Here is a 19,609-nt window from a genome sequence, read left to right on the forward strand (position 1 = left end):
TGATACACCTAACATTGTAAAGTAAATTTACGATATGTCAACCGCTTCCTTTCCGCTTTTTTACGGAAAAAGGACTTATTTTTTGATTTTCGCAAGTTTTCACGAATTTCAGGAAATATGCGTTTTTTTCATCAGAATCGTTAGACAAATGAACCATTTGTCTATATAATAGGAACGATTGTGTAATTATTATCATAGATTATTTTTATTAAGGAGAGATTTGCAATGGCAAAGAAAAACATTGTCGTTGTCGGTGCCGGTTATGCAGGCGTTTCTGCTACGAAGTACATGGCAAAGAAATTGAAAAAAGACAATGATGTTGAGATAACATTGATCGACCGTCACTCTTATCATACGATGATGACTGAACTGCATGAAGTCGCTGGAGGACGTGTAGAACCTACCGCAATTCAATATGACTTGCAGCGCTTGTTCTCACGCAAGAAAAATGTTCGTTTAGTAACCGATACAGTAACTGGGATCGATAAAGAAAATAAAACCGTCCAAACAAAATTAGGTAGCTATTCATTTGACTACTTGATTTTAGGGATGGGTGGCGAACCGAACGACTTTGGTACACCTGGTGTTAAAGAAAACGGCTTTACTTTATGGTCATTTGACGATGCTGTCCGTATTCGCGAACACATTGAAAAAACTGTCGCAAAAGCAGCGATCGAACCAGATGCAGCATTACGCAAAGCAATGTTGACCTTTGTCGTTTGTGGTTCTGGATTTACCGGGATCGAAATGATCGGTGAACTGATCGATTGGAAAGATCGTTTAGCTTCCGATTATAAATTGGACCCTAGTGAAATCAGCTTGAAAGTCGTTGAAGCAATGCCAACGATCTTGAACATGCTTGATCGTAACGATGCAGCCAAAGCAGAACGCTACTTGAAGAAAAACAATGTTGATCTTGTCTTGAATGCACCAATCGTTGAAGTGGCACCTGACCACATCAAACTAAAAGATGGTTCAACGATCCCAACCCACACATTGATCTGGACTGCCGGTGTCAAAGGAACTAGCGATGCTGCTGATTTCGGTTTAGAAACAGCCCGTGGTTTCCGTCTAGTTGCCAATGAGTACATGGAAGCAAAAGGCTACGAAGACAAAAACATCTATATTATTGGTGACTTGGTTTACTTCGAAGAATTCCCGAATACACCAACACCACAAATCGTGCAAGCAGCTGAACAAACAGGTCACACTGCAGCAACGAACATCGTTTCAGCCATCAAAGGCGGCGAAAAACATAAATTCAAAGGAAACTACCAAGGATTTATGGTTTCGATCGGTGCCAAATGGGGCGTGGCGAACTTATTCAATAAGATTCACCTGAGCGGTTTCTTAGCGATCATTATGAAGCACATCGTTAACTTGAAATACTTCTTTGATATTCGTTCTGGTTACTACATGTTCCAATACTTGATGCATGAAATCTTCCACATCAAAGATGACCGGACAGTCGCTCGTGGTCACACGTCTCGTTACGGTAACGTCTTGTGGAGTGTTCCGCTTCGTATTTTCTATGGTCTTGTCTGGTTCGTTGAAGCCTTCAAGAAAATTTTAGGTACGAATGGGGAAGTCTTCAAACCTGGTACTTGGTTCGGTGAAGGTTCTTGGTTCCAAGGCAACAGCGTATTCCCTTGGACTTGGGAATATCAAACAGTCGCTGATGCAGCAAGTGGTGCTAGTGAAGCAGCCGATGCAGCAAGTGCCGCTAGTGGCGCCGGTGAAGCAGCCGATGCAGCGACACAAGCCGCACACTTTGGTTTGAGCTATGCTTACGGTGAACAACCAATGATCGTGATCGAAAAATCACCTGACTGGTTCACAAAAGTTATGCAATTTATCATGCCAAACAACGACGTTGCAATGTTCTTCCAAAAATTCATGGTCTTCTTTGAAATTGCTTTAGCTCTTGCATTGATGGCTGGTCTCTTCACTTGGTTAGTGAACGCAACGACCATCGTTTTAGTGTTAACTTTCTGTATGTCTGGTATGTTCTACTGGGTAAACATCTGGTTCATTCCAGTTGCGTTTGCCTTGATGAACGGTTCAGGACGCGCAGTCGGTTTAGATCGTTGGGTAATCCCATGGTTGCAACGTACCCTTGGAAAATGGTGGTACGGTACCCCTCGCTCCTTATATGGCAATAAATAAGCCAGCAAAATAGAATACCTGTACGACTTCATGAGACTAAGACATTCTGATTTTCAATCAGTGTCTTGGTCTCTTTCCAAGTACAGAACTTTTTCTTGATTGTCCTTGCACAGAAATCGGTGGATTATTGAGGATTCAGCTAGTAGAATCTTGTCTTCTTATGCTAGAATGAGACACATCACATGAAAGAACAGGAGTCTTTTTTGATGAAACTAAAAGAATTTATCCGCGATGCCCATTTAAAACCATGGGATGGCGTCATCATACTTGTTTTGATCCTCAGCTCTTTTTTACCGATTTTTATTTTTGGCCAGACGCAAACGGCTGACAAAGAAGCCGTCTTGCGGGTCGATGGGACAGAAATCAAACGTTTTGACTTAGTTGAAGGTCAAAAAACGTACACCTATCTTTATGAAGATGAAGACGGGGATACCAATTTACTGGAGATCGAAGGCGATCGGATCCGAATCAAGGAAGCTGATTGCGGCGACCAGATTTGTGTGCGCCGTGGCTGGGCCAGTAAAAATGGGGAAACCATCGTCTGTCTACCTCATAAATTGGTGATCGAAATCCAAGCCGCAGATGGGAGTGAGACCGACGATCTAATCTATTGATCGTTTGCTTATGAGTCGATTACAACGAATAATTTTCATCTCACTGCTGGTCGCCCAAGGGGTCGTGATTGGTTTAGTTGAAAATATGATCCCTTATCCATTTGCCTTTGCGCCTGGTGCGAAACTAGGTTTGGCAAATTTAATTACCATTATTGCTTTGTTCACCATGCCGAAAAAAGACAGCTTTCTCTTGATTTGGCTAAGACTGATTTTAACGACGTTACTAGGAGGAACGGTTTCGACCTTCTTATATAGTATGAGTGGTTCCTTACTGAGCTACTTTGGGATGTCTTTGGTGAAACAGTTGGGGCCTAAGCGTGTCAGCATCATCGGCATTAGTGCGGCTGGCGGTTTCTTGCACAACGTCGGACAGTTGATCACCGCCTCATGGATCGCTCAATCCTGGAGCGTGATGCTCTACTTGCCGGTCCTGTCTTTCTTTGGGATCTTGTCCGGGATCGCTATCGGGATCGCCGCCAACTACTTGCTGCGTCGTGTTGAAACACTGCGCCGTTTTCAAATTGATTATGAACGCCAGACCAAAGTCAAATGGCGCTCGGATTCAGAATAAAGGAGTTAATTATGAAACTTCATTCCATGTGGCAAGAGTATCCAGCACTGCAAGCTGACTTATCTGCCTCCTTGCAATTGATGGAAAAATCATTAAAACTAAAAAACAAAGAGGTCGAACAAGCGATCCTGTCCATGATCCATTCAGGTGGGAAACTGCTGCGTCCTGCTTATCAGCTGCTCTTTTCTGCTTATGGCAGTGACAAAGATCGCGAAAAAGCCGTCGCATTGGCGGCTTCGATCGAGATGCTCCACACTGCTTCGCTGATTCACGACGATATCGTCGATCATGCGGACACCCGACGCAAGCTGCCGACCATTCGTTCCGAATTTGGCAACGATGTCGCTGTCTATGCTGGTGATTACCTCTTTGTCTGCTGCTTCAAATTGATGGCGGATTATGCCAGCTCCATGAAAAGCTTGCAGATGAATTCCCGTAGTATGGAAAAAATCCTGGCCGGCGAATTAGGACAAATGAGCAAACGATACGATTTGTCCGTCACTATCGAGGATTACTTAGAAAACATTCGCGGCAAAACCGCTGAGTTGTTTGCTTTAAGCTGCTTCATCGGGGCTTACGAAAGCGGTACTTCTTTGCGCTTTGCCAATCAAGCCCGTGAGATCGGCGAAGCCATTGGCCTTGCCTTTCAAATCATGGATGACGTCTTGGATTACAGCCAAGATGCGGCTGCTTTAGGGAAACCAGTATTGGAAGATGTTCGGCAAGGCGTCTATTCCCTGCCGCTGTTAATGGCACTGAAAAGTGACCGCCAACAACTGTTGCCACTGCTGGAAAAACAAGCTGCCATGACTGAGGCGGATACCCATGAAGTCTATCGGATCGTCCAAGAAAGTGCTGGGATCGAGGAAGCCAAGAAGCTCGCTGCCGACTATACGAAAAAAGCTTTGCAGGTGATCCAGAAATTACCTGAGACCAAAGATGAAACCAAAACGTATCTTTACCAGATCACTGCTCAGATCCTTGGGCGTCAGAACTGATCAAGGATTTAGCAAAAGCCTAGCAGCTGGAATCATACTGAAATAAGCCCCCAAGGTTCGATTTCTGATCTACTTTTGGGGACTTTTTAGTTGATAGCTAGAATTTTATATGCAAAAAAAGCCTCAACGGACAAATCATCTGTCCGTTGAGGGTTTTTTTCTTTTAACGCATCGTCACAAATTCTTCTGACCCTGTCGGATGAATGGCCACGGTTTGATCAAAGTCTGCTTTCGTAGCACCCATTTTGATGGCTACAGCGAAGCCTTGCAGCATTTCATCGACACCGATCCCGATGCCGTGCAGACCGATGATTTTTTCTTCTTCTCCTAAGCACACCAATTTCATCTCACATTTTTGGCGATACTCATTTAAAGCAAAGTACATCGGTGTAAAGCGCGAACGATACACCTTTATCTGCTCTTGGCCATATTTTGCCAAGGCTGCTTCTTCGGATAAACCAATCGTGGCAATCGGTGGATGCGTAAAGATGACCGTCGGTACTAAGTGATAATCCAAGTACGCATCGCTTTGACCGTTGAACAAGCGCTCAGACAAGCGACGACCGGCGGCGATCGCAACCGGGGTCAAATCCAATTTTCCAATGACATCGCCCACTGCAAAAATCGTGTCAGCCGTAGTAGTTTGATATTTGTCCACAATGATAAACCCTTTTTCATCCAATTGGACATCGGTGTTTTCTAGGCCTAACTTATCCGTATTCGGCACGCGACCACCAGCAAAAAGGACGCAATCGCCGGTCAAGGTTTCACCATTTTCAAAGTGAACGATATACTCGTCACCTTCTTTAATGATACGAGAGGCAACGTAGCCTGCATAAGTTTCGATCCCTGATTCTTGGTACATCTCCACAAGATTATCCGCAAGCATCTTGTCAAAGGTTCGTAATGGCCGCTCTTTACGGTACGCCCAAGCCACTTGGCTGCCCAGCTGTTGGCTGACCCCGCTGATTTCGGCTGCGATGTAGCCTGCCCCTAAGACGACCATACGCTTTGGTGCTTCTCGCAACGCAAAAAAACCATTCGAGTCAATGGCGTACTCACCGCCGGGAATATTCATCGCGCTAGGTTTTCCACCGGTGGCAATCAAAATGTTTGCTGCATGGTAGTTTTCCCCATTGACGGTAACCGTGTGGTTATCCACAAACTGTGCATAACCGTGGATAACTTCTACATTGTTACTGTCTAAGCCTTTTTGATAGGCTGTGTGTAAAAAATCAATGTATTTTTCACGGTTATCCACAAGCTCAGTAAAATTAAATTTATCCACATGTGGATAAATGCCGTAGCTAGTTGCGTCCCGCTTGATCATTTCTAACATCTCACTGGCTTGCCACATGACTTTTTTCGGCACACAGCCGACATTGACACAGGTGCCGCCTAATTCATTGCCTTCGATCAATAATACTTTGGCGCCGTGCATTCCTGCTCGATTGGCTGAGGCGATCCCGCCGCTGCCGCCGCCAATTACTATGTAGTCGTATGTTTCCATATTTGTTGTTTCCTCCTTAAGATTGTCTATGTTCTCATCGATCCTTTTTGGCTGGATTGATTCAACAAAAAAAGCCGAGAGAAACTCTCGACCTTATTTTTTCTTCCGAATCATGTCTCCGACTTCCACCGGTTCTTTGACCGGCATCGTCAGCAGCATCATAGGATTTGGTGCACGATCGATGGATTCACCGTCTTCATTATACATGACTTCGACGGTTTGGTGAAAGTGATGGAATCCGGGACCGTAAAATTCGATTTCATCGCCGACGGAAAAGTGGTTCCGTTGCCGGATCGTAGCTGTTTTCGTTGCCGGATCATATGCCATGACTTCCCCAATAAACTTGTATTGTGGAATTTTCCGACGTGGACCAAACAACTGCTCATTTTCACTCGGGGTATCATAGTAAAAGCCTGACGCAAGCTCGCGCTGCGCAACTTTCCACAGTTCATCGATCCATTCTTGTTTGCAGACATAGTTCTCTGGATCGGCCATGTAACTGTCCACGGCTGCTTTATAAACGTTCGCCACGGTTGAAACATAGTGGATCGATTTCATGCGGCCTTCGATTTTGAAACTATCCACGCCGTTTTCAATCAGATCAGGGATATGTTCAATCATCGACATATCCACGGCACTCATGGAGAATTCTTCTTCCACTGTCCCATTCTTGGTCAAACTGTTTCGTTCCGTTGCAAAGGGCATGTCAAACAGATCATATTTCCAGCGGCAAGATTGCGAACAGCCGCCGCGATTAGCGTCTCGCATCGACATATGATTGGACAAAGTACAACGGCCAGAATACGAAATACACATGGCGCCATGAATAAAGGCTTCGATCTCCACGCTGGTATTTTTGCGGATCTCAGCGACTTCCTCCATCGACACTTCCCGAGCGAGGACGACCCGTTCTAGGCCTTCTTCTCGCCAAAATTCCAACGTTTCATAGTTCGTGGCACTGGCTTGGGTGGACAAATGGATCGGTAGACCCGGCGCTTCTGTTGCGCAGATCTGGATCAAAGCTGGATCAGAAACAATCACGGCCGAAATACCGACATCTCGCAATTCCCGAAAGAACTCCCCTGCACCTTCTTGATTGCCCTCATGAGTCACCATGTTGGCTGCTACATAGACTTTTGCGTTGTGGGCTTTGGCAAAAGCTACCCCTTCCGCCATTTCTTCATAGGTAAAGTTTCCCGCGCGACTCCGTAGGCCATAGGCATTGCCGCCGATATAGACAGCGTCAGCGCCATAGTGGATCGCTGTTTTTAATTTTTCTAACGTACCAGCTGGTGCTAACACTTCTGGTCGTTTCAATGCTTGTTTAACGGTCATTTGTTCTTGCTCCTTACTTGATATCGTCAGGATCGATGGCATAAAATCCAGTGTCTAACCCACGTTCTGCCGGATGAAGTTGGGCAACTTGTTCACTGAGCACAGCAGCTTGCTCTGCTTGCCACTCCCCACTTTCTACAAGGGTCTTGGCTTGGGCAAACAGTTTAGCAATTGCCACAAAGGCTGCCCCTCGTGTATAGATTCCGTCCAACTTCCAGGTTTGAAAGCCTGTTTCGGCTAATTCCGCCAGCTGCAGCATCAAATTAATGTCGTTATTGGCAAAAATGTGCGTACCGTGGCTATCTTCATAAATGGAATAGTGGGTTTCTTCTTTTTTCGGTTCGGATAAAAACAACCCACGATCGTGGTTCTTTTCTTCCGATTGTTGGGTATAGTTATAATAATTTTGTAAAAGCGGACGCTTCGATTGGTGAATGCAGGTCGCACCATAAACCAATACTTCCACAGGAATATTTAGTTGCGGGGCCATGATTTTCATTTCCTCGAAAGGAACTTCTCGCGCTAAAACGGCTGCCCTTGCCCCTTTTTGTCCCCAAAAATTGATTTGACGAGCGCTTGCTACTAAGGTTTCCCCTGCATAGATAAATGGCAAGGCACATTCTGGATTTTGCTTCATGCGGTAAATGATCCCAGGATCTCCGAGAGCGATTTGATCGGCTTGATTGGTCTTCAGAAATGCTAGGTATTCTGGAATCAGCTTCATTTTTTCTGGGTGCATGATGCCATTGACCGCGATCGTCACTTTCTTTCCAGCTTCGTGGGCCATGTCGATCAGTCTGATTTGCTCTTCACGAGAAAAAGAGGCCGGTAGGCGCAGCCCAAATGTCTCTTCTCCAAAAAACAATGTATCAACATAAGGGATCAGCTGCTGTGCTTGCTCGATCGATTCCACCGTGGCGATAATCTCAACCATAATACTCCTCCTTTTTTCAACTCATTCATAGTATCACACAGCAGGATTCTTTCCAAGAGGTCTCGTTACTCTTTTTTTCACGAATAGCGCTTTTCTCATTAATCAATCGTTGTCATAAAGCTATTTAGAAGGATATTTTTTTGTGAATCATCAATCATAATCAGTGGAGAATTCTTGATCACTACTAGACATAACAAGACAAAAAAGCGGCGTTCCTATGGATGCCGATTGCTCGACCATAGAAACGCCACTGCCGTTATTGGCTCGACTTAAACTTGTTGCAAGACCCGTGCTTGTCCCTCTTTGACATTGAGGGTGATCGATCCTTTGGAAGCACCGATCGTCACTTTGTCACCTAAATGAATTTGCCCTGATAGGAGTGCTTCACTTAAACGGTCTTCGACTTCTTTTTGCAAGGCTCGACGAATCGGCCGTGCCCCATATTCTGGATCAAAACCAGCTTTACCGATCACATCAATGGCAGATGGCGTGATCTTCAATTGGATGTCTTGGTTGCCTAATCGTTTGATGATCGCTTTGCTCATGATCTTCACGATCTCGTGGATCTCCCCTTCACCTAAGGATTGGAAGACCACTGTTTCATCCACACGGTTCAAGAACTCTGGACGGAAGGCTTTTTTCAGCTCTTCTAAGATCCGTTTTTGCATCGCTTGGTGATCTTTCGTTAAATCAGTGACATTAAACCCAACGCTTTTTTCTTCGCGGATTTGTTGGGCACCGATATTAGAGGTCATGATCAAAATCGTGTTGCGGAAATCGACCTTCCGACCCTTGGCATCCGTCAAATGACCATCATCTAGCACTTGCAAGAGGATATTGAAGACATCGGGATGGGCTTTTTCCACCTCGTCCAATAAGATGACGGAGTATGGTTTTGAACGGATTTTTTCCGTCAATTGCCCACCTTCATCGTAGCCGACATAGCCTGGCGGTGAACCGATCAAACGGCTCGTGCTGTATTTTTCCATAAATTCGGACATATCGACACGAACCAAGGCATCTTCACTACCAAACATCGCTTCTGCTAAGGCTTTGGCAAGCTCGGTTTTCCCGACACCGGTCGGGCCTAAGAACATGAAGGAACCAATTGGACGGTTCGGATCTTTCAACCCACTGCGGGCGCGGCGGATCGAACGAGCGACTGCCTTGACTGCTTCTTCTTGGCCAACTACCCGTTGATGCAAGATCTTTTCAAGATCCAACAAGCGTTCGCTTTCTTTTTTCTCCATCTGCTGCAAAGGTACGCCGGTCCATTGGGAAACGACCGTGGCAACATCTTCTGCAGTAACACTATCGGCATAGCCTGATGCTTCTTTGACTTCCATAAACGCTACTTCCGTCAGCTGTTGGGTCAATTTCTTTTCCTTGATCCGTAAACGAGCTGCTGCTTCAAAATCTTGCTGACGAATAGCGGCTTCTTTTTCTTCGATCAAGTTGGCGATCTCGTTTTGCAGATCTGCCAATTCTGAACTTTCATCGGTTTTGTCTAAACGCACTTTGGCAGCTGATTCATCCATCAAATCGATGGCTTTATCTGGTAATTGGCGCGAATTGATGTAACGCACGGACAGTTGCACAGCGGCGTGTAACGCATCATCAGAAATTTCCACCCCATGATGTTCTTCATAACGAGGACGCAAGCCCCGTAAAATTTCTTCCGCTTCTTCTGGTGTCGGTTCGTCAACTTGCACCCGGGCAAAACGGCGTTCTAATGCAGAATCTTTTTCAATGTATTTTTGGTACTCATCTAGTGTCGTGGCACCGATGGTTTGCAATTCCCCACGGGCTAAGGCTGGTTTCAGAATATTCGAGGCATCAATCGCCCCTTCTGCTCCGCCGGCCCCAATCAGTGTATGCAATTCATCAATGAATAAGATGATTTGACCATCTTGATAGATCTCATCAATGATTTTTTTCATTCGGTCTTCAAATTCGCCCCGGTATTTCGTTCCGGCAACTAAAGCCCCCATGTCCAGCATCATCAAACGCTTGTTTTGCATGTCTTCTGGGACTTCCCCATTGATGATTTTTTGGGCTAAGCCTTCGGCGATCGCGGTTTTCCCAACACCAGGTTCCCCCACGAGAACAGGGTTGTTTTTGGTCCGACGGCTAAGGATCTGGATCAGGCGTTTGACTTCTTTGGCACGACCGACAACAGGATCCAACCGTTTTTCACGGGCTAATTTGGTCAAATCACGGGCTAAGGAATCCAAGGTTGGTGTTCCTTGCTGCGCTTTGGCTTGGGCTGGACGACGACGACCAGCACTTCCGTTGGTTTTGCTTTCATTGAAGCCCATTTTTTTCTTCAAAAGCTGACGCATTTTCGCGAGACTCAAGCCGAGATTCAGCATGATTCGTGAAGCCAAAATGTCTTCGTCTCTTAATAAGCCTAATAATAGATGTTCGGTACCAATCTGCGGTGCCCCTAAACGCTTGGCTTCATCCCCTGCATAAGCAAATGTATGTTTTGCTCGTGGTGAATACGCGAGATAGGCATTTTCTGGGTATTGACGAACGGTGCCGTACCCTGTTAAATGTTCGATTTCTTCACGAATATCGTTTTCTGTGATATTCATTTCCCGTAACGTTTTGCCGGCGATCCCGTTTTGTTCAATGACCAGTGCCAATAGAATATGTTCAGAACCTACCGCTTGGTGCTTAAAGTATTTTGCTTCTTCTTGGGCGATAGCCAAAACGGCTTTCGCGCGTTGGGTGAATAATTCATCCATCTCTTTCACTTCCTGTCTTCGTAACTTAATCGTTCTAGAATTGCATGGAGCAAATCAGCTCGTGTTCTATTTTCATAAGGAGAACGTCCTAGAACTGCTTTCGAGATGACGGTCAATAATAAGTTGCCTTCTCGCTTGGACAGGATTCCTTCCTCATAAAGTTTCTGGATTATTGCATACGCATCTTTTTCCGAGATGGTTTCATCGAATAGTTGATTCATTTCTTTTAAGTAGTGGTGGCTGTCCGTGATTTTGACTTTTTCGATCCGAATATAGCCGCCCCCGCCGCGTTTGCTTTCAACCGCATAGCCTCTTTGAACGGTGAAGCGGGTATTGATCACGTAGTTTATTTGTGAGGGCACGCAGTTGAACAAATTTGCCATTTCCGCGCGACGAATCTCAATGGTTTCACTATCTTCAAGAATTTTCTTCAAATATGCTTCAATCAAATCGGAAGTATTGTGATGACTCAATTCATTCCCTCCCTTGACTAATTCTGACCTTCATTATACCCAATTTTTGAATCCTTGGAAAGATGTACGCTTGCACAAATGGCAGGACTAAAGGAAATTTTAAAGACACCGGTGCCTCACTATAAGGTTTAGAAACAAAAACAAGCAGCTGGACGGGGAACAAAAAGAGAATTCTTTGGTCCCCGAAGGCTGCTTGGTTAAAGTATTTGGTTTTAGCTAGTTTCTAATCACTTTCTGAGCTACTTTCACTCGTAGCGCTTGAATCAGAGGAATCATCTGAACTACTGCTTGGCGTCGATGAGGACGAATCATCTGGTTCAGGTCCTCTAGAGATCGTGACCGTTACAGTAGAGCCAACTTCGACGGAGGTTCCGGCACCTGGAGAGACACGGACAACATGTCCAGCTGGTACCGAGTCATTATAGCCGTCCTCTTCCTCAAAAGTTGAGTCCAATCCCGCTTCATTCAAGTCTGCTTCTGCATCGGCTTGGCTTTTCCCAACGATTCTTGGTACATTGACCATTTCCTGCCCACTGCTGACCGTCAAAGTGATGGTCGTTTGGGAAGTCACCACCGTTTCACCTGTTGCGGGTGCTTGGGCGATGATCGTGCCTGATGGTTGACTGCTAGATTGATAGTTCACTTCGATCTGTGATCGGTCGACACCACGAGAAGTCAATGCTGCTCGTGCATCTGCCTCTGTCATGCCATAATAGTTGTCCATTGCGAAGCTATCTGGTCCGGAGCTGACCTTAAAGGTGATTTCGTCTTCTGCTGGGGAAACTTCCCGCCCTGCTGCTGGTGATTGACTGATAATATCCCCTTCATCGACATCATCTGACGACTCTAGCTCTTCTTTGATTCTGTCTTCATCAAAGCCCAAATCGATCAACTCTTTTTTGACATCATCAAAGGAGCGACCTTCATAGTCATCAAGGGTGATTTTCTTGGTTCCGCTACTGATGTAGAGGGTCACGACGGAATTCTTTTTGACTTCATTGCCTTCTGGCGGATCGGTCTTGACGACATTGCCTGCTTCGACTTCATCGTCTTCGATTTCTTCTACCTCGTCTGCCACTTGTAAGCCAGCGGCTTCCAGTTCGGCCCGAGCGGCCGCTTCTGTCTGGCCGTTGACTTCAGGAATCGCTACATCCCCCCGACCACCGCCGAATAGGAAGTAACTGCCTATGCCTAGCAGTGCGATCACCATAATGACCGGCAGCAGCAGCCAGCGTTTGCGTTTTTTCTTTTTTGGTTTCGCTGATTCTTCGGCTTGATCCGCAGCCGTTTCTGCCACGGGTTCTTCCACTGGCGGCGTTTCAACTTGGGCTGCTTCTACAGGGGTCAGCACTCTCGTTTCATCCATCAGGGCATGAGGTTCCCATCTCGGTTCATTGAGTCGATCAGGTGACAATACAGTATCAAGATCCGCTCGCATTTCATCGGCAGTTTTGTACCGATCCGCCGGTTCTTTGGCGGTCGCCTTCAATACGACGTTTTCCAGCGATTGCGGAACATTTTTGTCATAGATCCGAATCGAAGGGATCTCATCTTGGAAATGTTTCAAGGCGATCGTTACGGCTGATTCGCCATCAAAAGGTACTTTGCCGGTTAAAATTTCATAGAGAATGATCCCAATCGCATAAATATCTGATTGATTGGTCGCCATACTGCCTCGTGCTTGTTCTGGTGAAAGATAATGCACCGAGCCTAGCATCGAGTTAGTTTGGGTGATCGATGTTTCTGATAGGGCGATCGCGATCCCAAAATCGGTGATTTTCACCACGCCGTCTTCATTGATCAGCACATTCTGGGGCTTGAGGTCCCGGTGAATGATGCGGTGTTGATGGGCCAGCGCTACCGCTGATAAGATTTGTTGGATGATATCAACGATCTGCAAATAAGGTACTGGATAGTGCGTTTGGATATAGCGCTTGAGATCCATCCCTTTGACATATTCCATCACCAAAAACTGCATGCCGTCTTCTTCGCCGACATCATAAACGGTTACGATGTTGGGATGAACCAGCTCAGTCGCCGCCAATGCTTCTCGTTGAAAGCGCCGAATCGCACTTTGGTCGTTTTGGAAGTCAAAACGAAGCACTTTGATTGCCACTTCACGGTCTAAGATCAAGTCATGCGCCAAAAACACATTTGCCATTCCGCCGCTGCCGATATTGCCGATGATTTTGTATCGGCCGTTTATCTTCTTCCCAATTTCGATCATGGGCGCTCTCCTCCAACTTTAATCAATAATACCGTGATATTGTCGACACCGCCGCGTTCGTTGGCTTGATCGATCAATGATTGCACTGCTTCTTCCAGCACTGGGGTTTCTTGGATCGTTGCTGTGATCTCTTCATCTGAGACCATGTTGGTCAATCCGTCTGAACACAGCAGCAAATAATCCCCGTCTGCAATAAAGTGGATCGCCACATCGACTTCGACTTCGCTTGGCATGCCGATCGATCGGGTCAAAACGTTTTTGCGAGGATGATTCAAGGCCATTTCTGCTGTGATTTGTCCTGACTTCACCAATTCATTGACCAGTGAATGGTCCTCTGTGATTTGGGTCAGCACTTGATTGCGTAAAAGATAGGCACGGCTGTCCCCGACATTGGCAATCGTAAACTGGTCGCCTAATAAGGCCACAGCAATGATCGTGGTGCCCATGCCGCTAAGTTCTTCTTGTTCTTGTCCTTTTTGGAAAATCACTTGGCTTTCTGCTTGGATTTTTTGGATCAGCCATTGGGCAGTTTTTTCACTGTCTGTCAGCTCTGTCTGTTCCCAAGCGGTGCCGATCTCACTGACTGCTTGACGGCTAGCGACATCTCCGGCCCGGTGGCCCCCCATGCCATCGGCAAGCAAGGCCAATGTCACATTGGCTTTATTTACATAGGTTGCTGCAAAATCTTGGTTTGTGTTGCGACGTTTGCCGACATCTGTTTGAAAACGAATCTCCAATTTCTTTCACCTCGTTACTTTTTGCGTAGACAACTGATAAAAAAGCCATCTGTCATAAAATCTTGCGGATAGATCGTCAACATATCCTCTTGAACAGCTTCGGCTGCCAGCGGTCCTACCGCAAGAGGCATTTGCTCAAATTCAGGATGGTCAGCGAGAAACGCTGCCACGACTTGTTGATTTTCTTCCTCTAGAATCGTACATGTGCTGTAGACCATTATACCCGATTTTTTCAAGGTTGGGGCGGCACTTTCCAAAATCTCTCGCTGAATCCGCGGCAAGCGTTGGAAATCGGCCTCCGTCTTGCTGTATTTGATGTCCGGCTTACGGCGCATCAACCCTAATCCAGAACAAGGGGCATCCACTAAGATGCGATCAAATTGTTCGGGGGCAAAGGTTTGAGCCGTCTCTCGGGCATCCATCACGCGGGTTTCCACAACTGCTTCTACGCCTAAACGTTGGGCATTTTGCTGAATCAGCTTAACTTTATGGGCATGGATATCCAGTGCTGTCACTTTGCCGCCCTCTGCGGCAGACAAGAAGGCAGCGATATGGGTCGTTTTGCCTCCTGGTGCGGCGCACGCATCCAATACTTGATGGTCCCGGGCTACTTGTAAAACGGGGGCAACCAGCATCGAACTTTCATCTTGGATCGTCAGTAAGCCTTCTTTGTAGAGGGAAGAGCCCGCCATAAAGCCTTTATCAGCCACAACCCCATAAGGGGAAAGCTCACTTGGTCGTGCGTCAATGCCTTCTTCTTGTAGCCGTTCGATCGCTGCTGCTTGCGAGATGCGCTGCAGATCGATACGACCACTGGCATGATTGGGTTCAAATAGGGCATAGCCTAGCTCACTGGTTTCTTCGATCCCAATTTGTTTGACTAGTTTCTTCGTTAGCCATAAGGGCAGGCTGATTTCCGTTGCTAAACGTTCCATTGGGTCTTTAATCAATGCCAAGTCTGGCACTCCTTGTCGTTGGATCGTGCGCAGCACGCCATTGACGAATTTACCAGTCCCCGGATTGCCTTTGGCTTTCGCAATATCCACGGCTTCATGAATGATGGCATGGGCGGGTACTTTATCGAGATACAGCATCTGATACAAGGAAAGCCGCAGCAGCGTTTTGACCCACGGGTCGACTTTGCGGGCATTTTTAATAAACCGGTCCAAATAATAATCCAATAAAAGCTGACGACTGATGGTGCCGTACACCAATTCAGTCAGTAAGCGACCGTCCTTGTCATTTAAACGCCCTTGATTCATCAATTCCCGCAGCAGTAGATTGGAATAAGCACCGCCTTTTTCGATTCGCAACAACGCTTCTAGTGCCACAAAACGCACTGTATATTGTATGTCTCCAAGATTACGCTTCATAGGTACCTACCTGATCCCCTTTTTGAATCTGTTGTCCACTGCCGTTTAAGAATGCGGCAATGTCTTGTCGGCCTTTTCCAGCTGGCTGCAATTCATCGATAGCCAATACCGTGCCTTCCCCACAAGCGATCAGCAACGTTTTTTTCGTCCGTTCAATGATCGTTCCTGGCTGGGCTGTCGTCGTTTGCTCCAGCGGTGTTACTTGCCAAAGCTTCCAGCGGTTGCCGTTTTGTGTCGTAAAGGCGATCGGCCATGGCCGCATGCCTCGGACTTGGGCATCGATTTGCACCGCCGTTTTCTGCCAGTCAATGGCTTCTTGTTCACGGCTGATATTTGGTGAAAAGGTGACTTTTGCTTCTTCTTGCGGGACAGGCTGCAGCTCTCCCGACAAGATTTTCGGCACAGTTTCCAGCAGCAAGTCTTTGCCTAATAGGCTCAACTTATCAAACATCGTCCCCACATCATCTTGGGCCGTGATCGGCAAACGAGCTTGAGCAAAAATACCGCCAGCATCCATTTTTTTGATCATTTCCATGATAGTTACACCCGTTTCTTGCTCGCCTTCCATGATGGCATAATGCACAGGTGCTCCGCCCCGGTATTTCGGTAGTAGGGACGCATGAACGTTGATAGCGCCATACTTCGGTACTTCTAGTAAAGCACTAGGTAAAAATTGGCCGAAAGCTGCCGTGATCAGCAGATCAGGTGCTAAAGCTTGAATCTGCTCCATTTCTGGTGACCCACTGATTTTTTCTGGTTGTAAAACCAACAAGCCATGCTTCAACGCCGCTTCTTTGACGGGTGTCGGAGTGATGGTTTTTTTGCGACCGACGGGACGATCCGGCTGTGTCACGACTGCTGCCACTTCATAGCCGGCTTCAAGCAAGCCTTCTAAAATTGGGACGGAAAACGCCGGGGTACCCATAAAGACGATTTTAGTCATTTTCATGTTCCTCCATATACTTTTCTAAGTCTTCTTCAGGAATGCGTTCGACGAGCTTGTCGACAAACAGCACGCCATTTAAATGATCGATCTCATGCTGCATCGCACGCGCCAAGTAACCGAATGCTTCCACTTCCATTTCTTCTCCTTCTCGATCGAAATAGCGGACAGTGATCTCGTCTGCTCGTTTGACGGTCCCAAAGGTGTGGGGAATACTCAAGCAGCCTTCCACATCAAGGGATTCACCAGAAGAAGCGATGATCTCAGGGTTGATCATTTCAAAGCGATCGTCTTCTTCGACTTCCACGATCGCCACTTGCAGGTTTTTGCCGACTTGCGGTGCGGCAATACCGATCCCGTCATGGGCGACCATCGTTTCATAAAGGTCGTCTAATAGCTGAACGAGTTCATCGGTAATTACTTTGACGGGTTTTGCTTGCCGACGAAGACGTTCATCGGGGGTGATAATAATAGGATAACGCATATTTTCTCCTCTAAATAAAATTCAACGGCTCTTGGTCAATCGATACGTACAATCCTTTGCGCTGATCGATTTGACTTTGATCCAACAGACGGGTCAACAAAGCAGGTAGCTGCGGTTCATTTTTGTATTTAATGATCAATTGGTAGTAATAACGGTTTTTCACCCGCAAAATCGCACTTGGTGCCGGACCCAACAAAATACTGCGCGGTGACAGCTCCTGCTGCAGATCCCGCGCGATCGCAAACATCTTCTGAGCGGCGACTTGCTCTTCGGGATGGCTGCAGGTGATTTTGACGGTGAAATAATACGGTGGATAACCGCTTTGGTGCCGCATCCACATCTCTTTTTGATAGAAATCTTCGTAGTCTTGCGACTGCGCCAACTGGATGGCATAGTGCTCAGGGTTGAATGTTTGGATCACCACTTCGCCGGTTTTTTCCGCCCGACCTGCCCGACCACTGACCTGAGTCAGCAGCTGGAACGTCCGTTCACTCGAACGAAAATCTGGCAAGTTCAAGGCCGTATCGGCATTCAAGACCCCTACCAGCGTGATATCAGGAAAATCCAAGCCTTTGGCGATCATTTGAGTCCCTAACAAAATATCCGCTTTTTTCTCCCCAAACAAGGTCAAGATTTTTTCGTGGGCGCCTTTTTTGCGGGTGGTATCGACATCCATCCGTAAAACCCGCGCTTCGGGAAACAGTTCCTTCAACTCTTCTTCCACTTTTTGCGTGCCCGTTCCGTAATAACGAATCTTGTCTGCATTACAGTTGGGGCAACGATGGGGGATGTGTTCTTCATGTCCGCAATAATGACAGCGCATCGTTTTGGTATCCATATGGAGCGTCAAGGAGATGTCGCAATTTGGGCAAGGCAAAACATACCCACAATCGCGGCACATCACGAAGGAAGAGTAGCCGCGCCGATTCAGTAGCAAGACGATCTGTTCTTTCCGGGCCAAGCGGTCTGTGATTTTTTCCTGTAACGGACGAGAAAAGGTTTGATACTTTTTGTTGGCAAATTCGGTACGCATATCCACGACTTCGATCTGCGGTAATTGCGCACTGGTTTTTGCCCGTTGATTCAATTTCAATAGGCGGTAGACTTCTTTTTGCGCCCGGGCACGAGACTCCAATGACGGCGTCGCACTGCCTAACACCACTGGACAGTGATGGTACTGGCTGCGCCAAATCGCTAAATCTCTCGCATGGTAACGAGGGGCTTCATCTTGCTTGTAGGAAGCTTCGTGCTCCTCATCGACGATGATGACCCCGATGTTTTTCAACGGAGCAAAAATCGCCGAGCGGGCGCCAACCACCACCTGCGCCTCCCCACGTTCGATCTTACGCCATTCATCGTATTTTTCACCTTGGGACAAGCCGCTGTGTAAAACAGCCACTGCGTCGCCGAGACGGCTTTTAAAGCGTTCGACCATTTGCGGGGTCAAAGCGATCTCCGGTACGAGCATGATCGCAGTTTTGCCTTGTTTCAGCAATTGGGCGATCGCTTGAAGATAGACTTCTGTTTTTCCACTGCCGGTGATCCCTTCCAGTAAAAAAGTCTGCGCCTCTTGGTTATCCGCACAAGCAGTGATTTGCGCTACTGCAGCTGCCTGTTCTTCATTTAATTCAAGGGGGACCGTTTTTTGAAATTGACGGTCTTTGTAAGGATCACGGTAGGCTTCAACTTCCGTAAAGGTCAGCCAGCCAACTTCTTGCGCTTGGTTCAAAGCCGCGGTGGAAATCCCTTGTTCGGTAAAAAAGGAAACCGGCAAGCGGGCTTCCTCTGTCAAAATCTGTAAGATTTCCAGCTTGCGTTTGGCCCCTTTGCGCAGCTGTTGCTGGACGGCGGGGATTTCTGCTGGCTCGATCTTGCGTTCAATATAACGGGTCATTTTCGCTTTGTTTTTATTTTTCACGAGGTACTGCAGTTCAACTACTGCGGCTTCCCGCAAAGGCTTCAACTGCGGCAGCAGCCCTGCACTTTCGGCGGCTTGCCAGCTGAGGATGCCGTCTTCGGGAAAATATTTTTTGATGGGATGATTTCCTTCCAGCAAAACGATCTGCTTTTGGTACTCGGCTTTCATCACACTAGGCAGCATCGTCTGCAAACAAGTAATCTTAAAGGCAAAGGTCGTTTCCTTCATGTAGTCGGCTAATTGGAGAAGTTCTTCATTGACGACAGGCGACAAATCCAACAAACGAACGATTGGTTTTAAGGTCTGTTGCGGTTCGGCAACTTCTGAAAGCCCGACGACGAACCCTTGGATATGACGGTCACCTTTGCCAAATGGCACTTCGACCCGCATTCCTGTCTCAATGGCGGCTTGTAATTCTGATGGGATCAGATAAGTAAAAGGCTGATCGGTCTGCATCGTGGGAACATCCACGATCACTTCTGCTATGTACGCCATCTCTTCTCCTCCTTTTAGGTTCTATTTTACTAAATGGGCTGGGGTTTGTCTGTACCCCTTACAAAAATTTAACCATCGCCA

General features: G+C 46.8%; 15 protein-coding genes. 4 read left to right on the plus strand and 11 right to left on the minus strand.

The window, feature by feature from the left end; all coding sequences use genetic code 11:
- The first annotated feature begins 225 nt into the window (after positions 1-225).
- From IGJ42_RS16390 to IGJ42_RS16405, 4 genes are all read left to right on the plus strand, one after another.
- Positions 226-2,166 (plus strand): NAD(P)/FAD-dependent oxidoreductase, encoded by a 1,941-nt coding sequence (locus IGJ42_RS16390; RefSeq protein ID WP_005230327.1) that lies wholly within the window; start codon positions 226-228, stop codon positions 2,164-2,166.
- Positions 2,167-2,372: 206 nt separating this feature from the next.
- On the plus strand, positions 2,373-2,780 hold the full coding sequence (locus IGJ42_RS16395; RefSeq protein WP_010748871.1) for a NusG domain II-containing protein: 408 nt from the start codon (positions 2,373-2,375) through the stop codon (positions 2,778-2,780).
- Between the two features lie 10 nt (positions 2,781-2,790).
- On the plus strand, positions 2,791-3,351 hold the full coding sequence (locus IGJ42_RS16400) for a Gx transporter family protein (RefSeq protein ID WP_005232987.1): 561 nt from the start codon (positions 2,791-2,793) through the stop codon (positions 3,349-3,351).
- An 11-nt stretch (positions 3,352-3,362) separates the two neighbouring features.
- Positions 3,363-4,349, plus strand: a complete 987-nt coding sequence (locus IGJ42_RS16405) for a polyprenyl synthetase family protein (RefSeq protein ID WP_430615827.1) — start codon at positions 3,363-3,365, stop codon at positions 4,347-4,349.
- A 163-nt stretch (positions 4,350-4,512) separates the two neighbouring features.
- Here IGJ42_RS16405 and gor read toward each other — a convergent pair whose 3' ends face one another.
- The 11 genes from gor to priA form a co-directional block, all read right to left on the minus strand.
- Entirely contained in the window at positions 4,513-5,859 is a 1,347-nt protein-coding gene (gor, locus tag IGJ42_RS16410) for a glutathione-disulfide reductase (RefSeq protein WP_061053495.1), read from the minus strand.
- A 93-nt stretch (positions 5,860-5,952) separates the two neighbouring features.
- The gene (locus IGJ42_RS16415; RefSeq protein ID WP_008381725.1) at positions 5,953-7,194 is read right to left on the minus strand and encodes a peptidase U32 family protein; all 1,242 of its coding nucleotides are present in this window, start codon (positions 7,192-7,194) and stop codon (positions 5,953-5,955) included.
- A gap of 13 nt (positions 7,195-7,207) precedes the next feature.
- Positions 7,208-8,128 (minus strand): peptidase U32 family protein, encoded by a 921-nt coding sequence (locus IGJ42_RS16420; protein ID WP_430615829.1) that lies wholly within the window; start codon positions 8,126-8,128, stop codon positions 7,208-7,210.
- 269 nt (positions 8,129-8,397) lie between these two features.
- Positions 8,398-10,878 carry an ATP-dependent Clp protease ATP-binding subunit gene (locus IGJ42_RS16425; protein ID WP_008381720.1) on the minus strand — a complete coding sequence of 827 codons (2,481 nt, stop codon included), beginning with the start codon at positions 10,876-10,878 and terminating at the stop codon, positions 8,398-8,400.
- A gap of 5 nt (positions 10,879-10,883) precedes the next feature.
- On the minus strand, positions 10,884-11,351 hold the full coding sequence (locus tag IGJ42_RS16430; RefSeq protein ID WP_061053496.1) for a CtsR family transcriptional regulator: 468 nt from the start codon (positions 11,349-11,351) through the stop codon (positions 10,884-10,886).
- Between the two features lie 223 nt (positions 11,352-11,574).
- Positions 11,575-13,578, minus strand: a complete 2,004-nt coding sequence (gene pknB, locus IGJ42_RS16435; protein WP_005232981.1) for a Stk1 family PASTA domain-containing Ser/Thr kinase — start codon at positions 13,576-13,578, stop codon at positions 11,575-11,577.
- Positions 13,575-14,315 carry a Stp1/IreP family PP2C-type Ser/Thr phosphatase gene (locus IGJ42_RS16440; protein ID WP_005230317.1) on the minus strand — a complete coding sequence of 247 codons (741 nt, stop codon included), beginning with the start codon at positions 14,313-14,315 and terminating at the stop codon, positions 13,575-13,577. The genes pknB and IGJ42_RS16440 overlap by 4 nt, the downstream gene beginning before the upstream one ends.
- Positions 14,316-14,329: 14 nt before the next feature.
- Complete coding sequence (rsmB, locus tag IGJ42_RS16445) at positions 14,330-15,688, minus strand: 16S rRNA (cytosine(967)-C(5))-methyltransferase RsmB (protein ID WP_086332808.1); 1,359 nt, start codon at positions 15,686-15,688, stop codon at positions 14,330-14,332.
- Positions 15,678-16,631 carry a methionyl-tRNA formyltransferase gene (gene fmt / locus IGJ42_RS16450; RefSeq protein WP_096741976.1) on the minus strand — a complete coding sequence of 318 codons (954 nt, stop codon included), beginning with the start codon at positions 16,629-16,631 and terminating at the stop codon, positions 15,678-15,680. Before fmt ends, rsmB begins: the two co-directional genes overlap by 11 nt.
- The gene (def, locus tag IGJ42_RS16455) at positions 16,624-17,115 is read right to left on the minus strand and encodes a peptide deformylase (RefSeq protein ID WP_005230314.1); all 492 of its coding nucleotides are present in this window, start codon (positions 17,113-17,115) and stop codon (positions 16,624-16,626) included. The genes fmt and def overlap by 8 nt, the downstream gene beginning before the upstream one ends.
- A gap of 10 nt (positions 17,116-17,125) precedes the next feature.
- Positions 17,126-19,528: a primosomal protein N' gene (gene priA / locus IGJ42_RS16460; RefSeq protein ID WP_420658136.1), complete on the minus strand. Its 2,403-nt coding sequence runs from the start codon at positions 19,526-19,528 to the stop codon at positions 17,126-17,128.
- Between the last annotated feature and the right edge of the window lie 81 nt (positions 19,529-19,609).

The organism is Enterococcus sp. DIV1067f, assembly GCF_050543505.1.
Lineage (GTDB): Bacteria > Bacillota > Bacilli > Lactobacillales > Enterococcaceae > Enterococcus_D > Enterococcus_D entomosocium.

Bases quoted from the DNA above. Each gene is read 5' to 3' on its own strand.
- rsmB (WP_086332808.1), bottom strand. From the start codon at position 15,688: ATGAAGCGTAATCTTGGAGACATACAATATACAGTGCGTTTTGTGGCA.
- priA (WP_420658136.1), bottom strand. From the start codon at position 19,528: ATGGCGTACATAGCAGAAGTGATCGTGGATGTTCCCACGATGCAGACC.
- IGJ42_RS16415 (WP_008381725.1), bottom strand. From the start codon at position 7,194: ATGACCGTTAAACAAGCATTGAAACGACCAGAAGTGTTAGCACCAGCT.
- IGJ42_RS16395 (WP_010748871.1), top strand. From the start codon at position 2,373: ATGAAACTAAAAGAATTTATCCGCGATGCCCATTTAAAACCATGGGAT.
- def (WP_005230314.1), bottom strand. From the start codon at position 17,115: ATGCGTTATCCTATTATTATCACCCCCGATGAACGTCTTCGTCGGCAA.
- IGJ42_RS16420 (WP_430615829.1), bottom strand. From the start codon at position 8,128: ATGGTTGAGATTATCGCCACGGTGGAATCGATCGAGCAAGCACAGCAG.
- gor (WP_061053495.1), bottom strand. From the start codon at position 5,859: ATGGAAACATACGACTACATAGTAATTGGCGGCGGCAGCGGCGGGATC.
- fmt (WP_096741976.1), bottom strand. From the start codon at position 16,631: ATGACTAAAATCGTCTTTATGGGTACCCCGGCGTTTTCCGTCCCAATT.
- pknB (WP_005232981.1), bottom strand. From the start codon at position 13,578: ATGATCGAAATTGGGAAGAAGATAAACGGCCGATACAAAATCATCGGC.
- IGJ42_RS16405 (WP_430615827.1), top strand. From the start codon at position 3,363: ATGAAACTTCATTCCATGTGGCAAGAGTATCCAGCACTGCAAGCTGAC.
- IGJ42_RS16390 (WP_005230327.1), top strand. From the start codon at position 226: ATGGCAAAGAAAAACATTGTCGTTGTCGGTGCCGGTTATGCAGGCGTT.
- IGJ42_RS16400 (WP_005232987.1), top strand. From the start codon at position 2,791: ATGAGTCGATTACAACGAATAATTTTCATCTCACTGCTGGTCGCCCAA.
- IGJ42_RS16425 (WP_008381720.1), bottom strand. From the start codon at position 10,878: ATGGATGAATTATTCACCCAACGCGCGAAAGCCGTTTTGGCTATCGCC.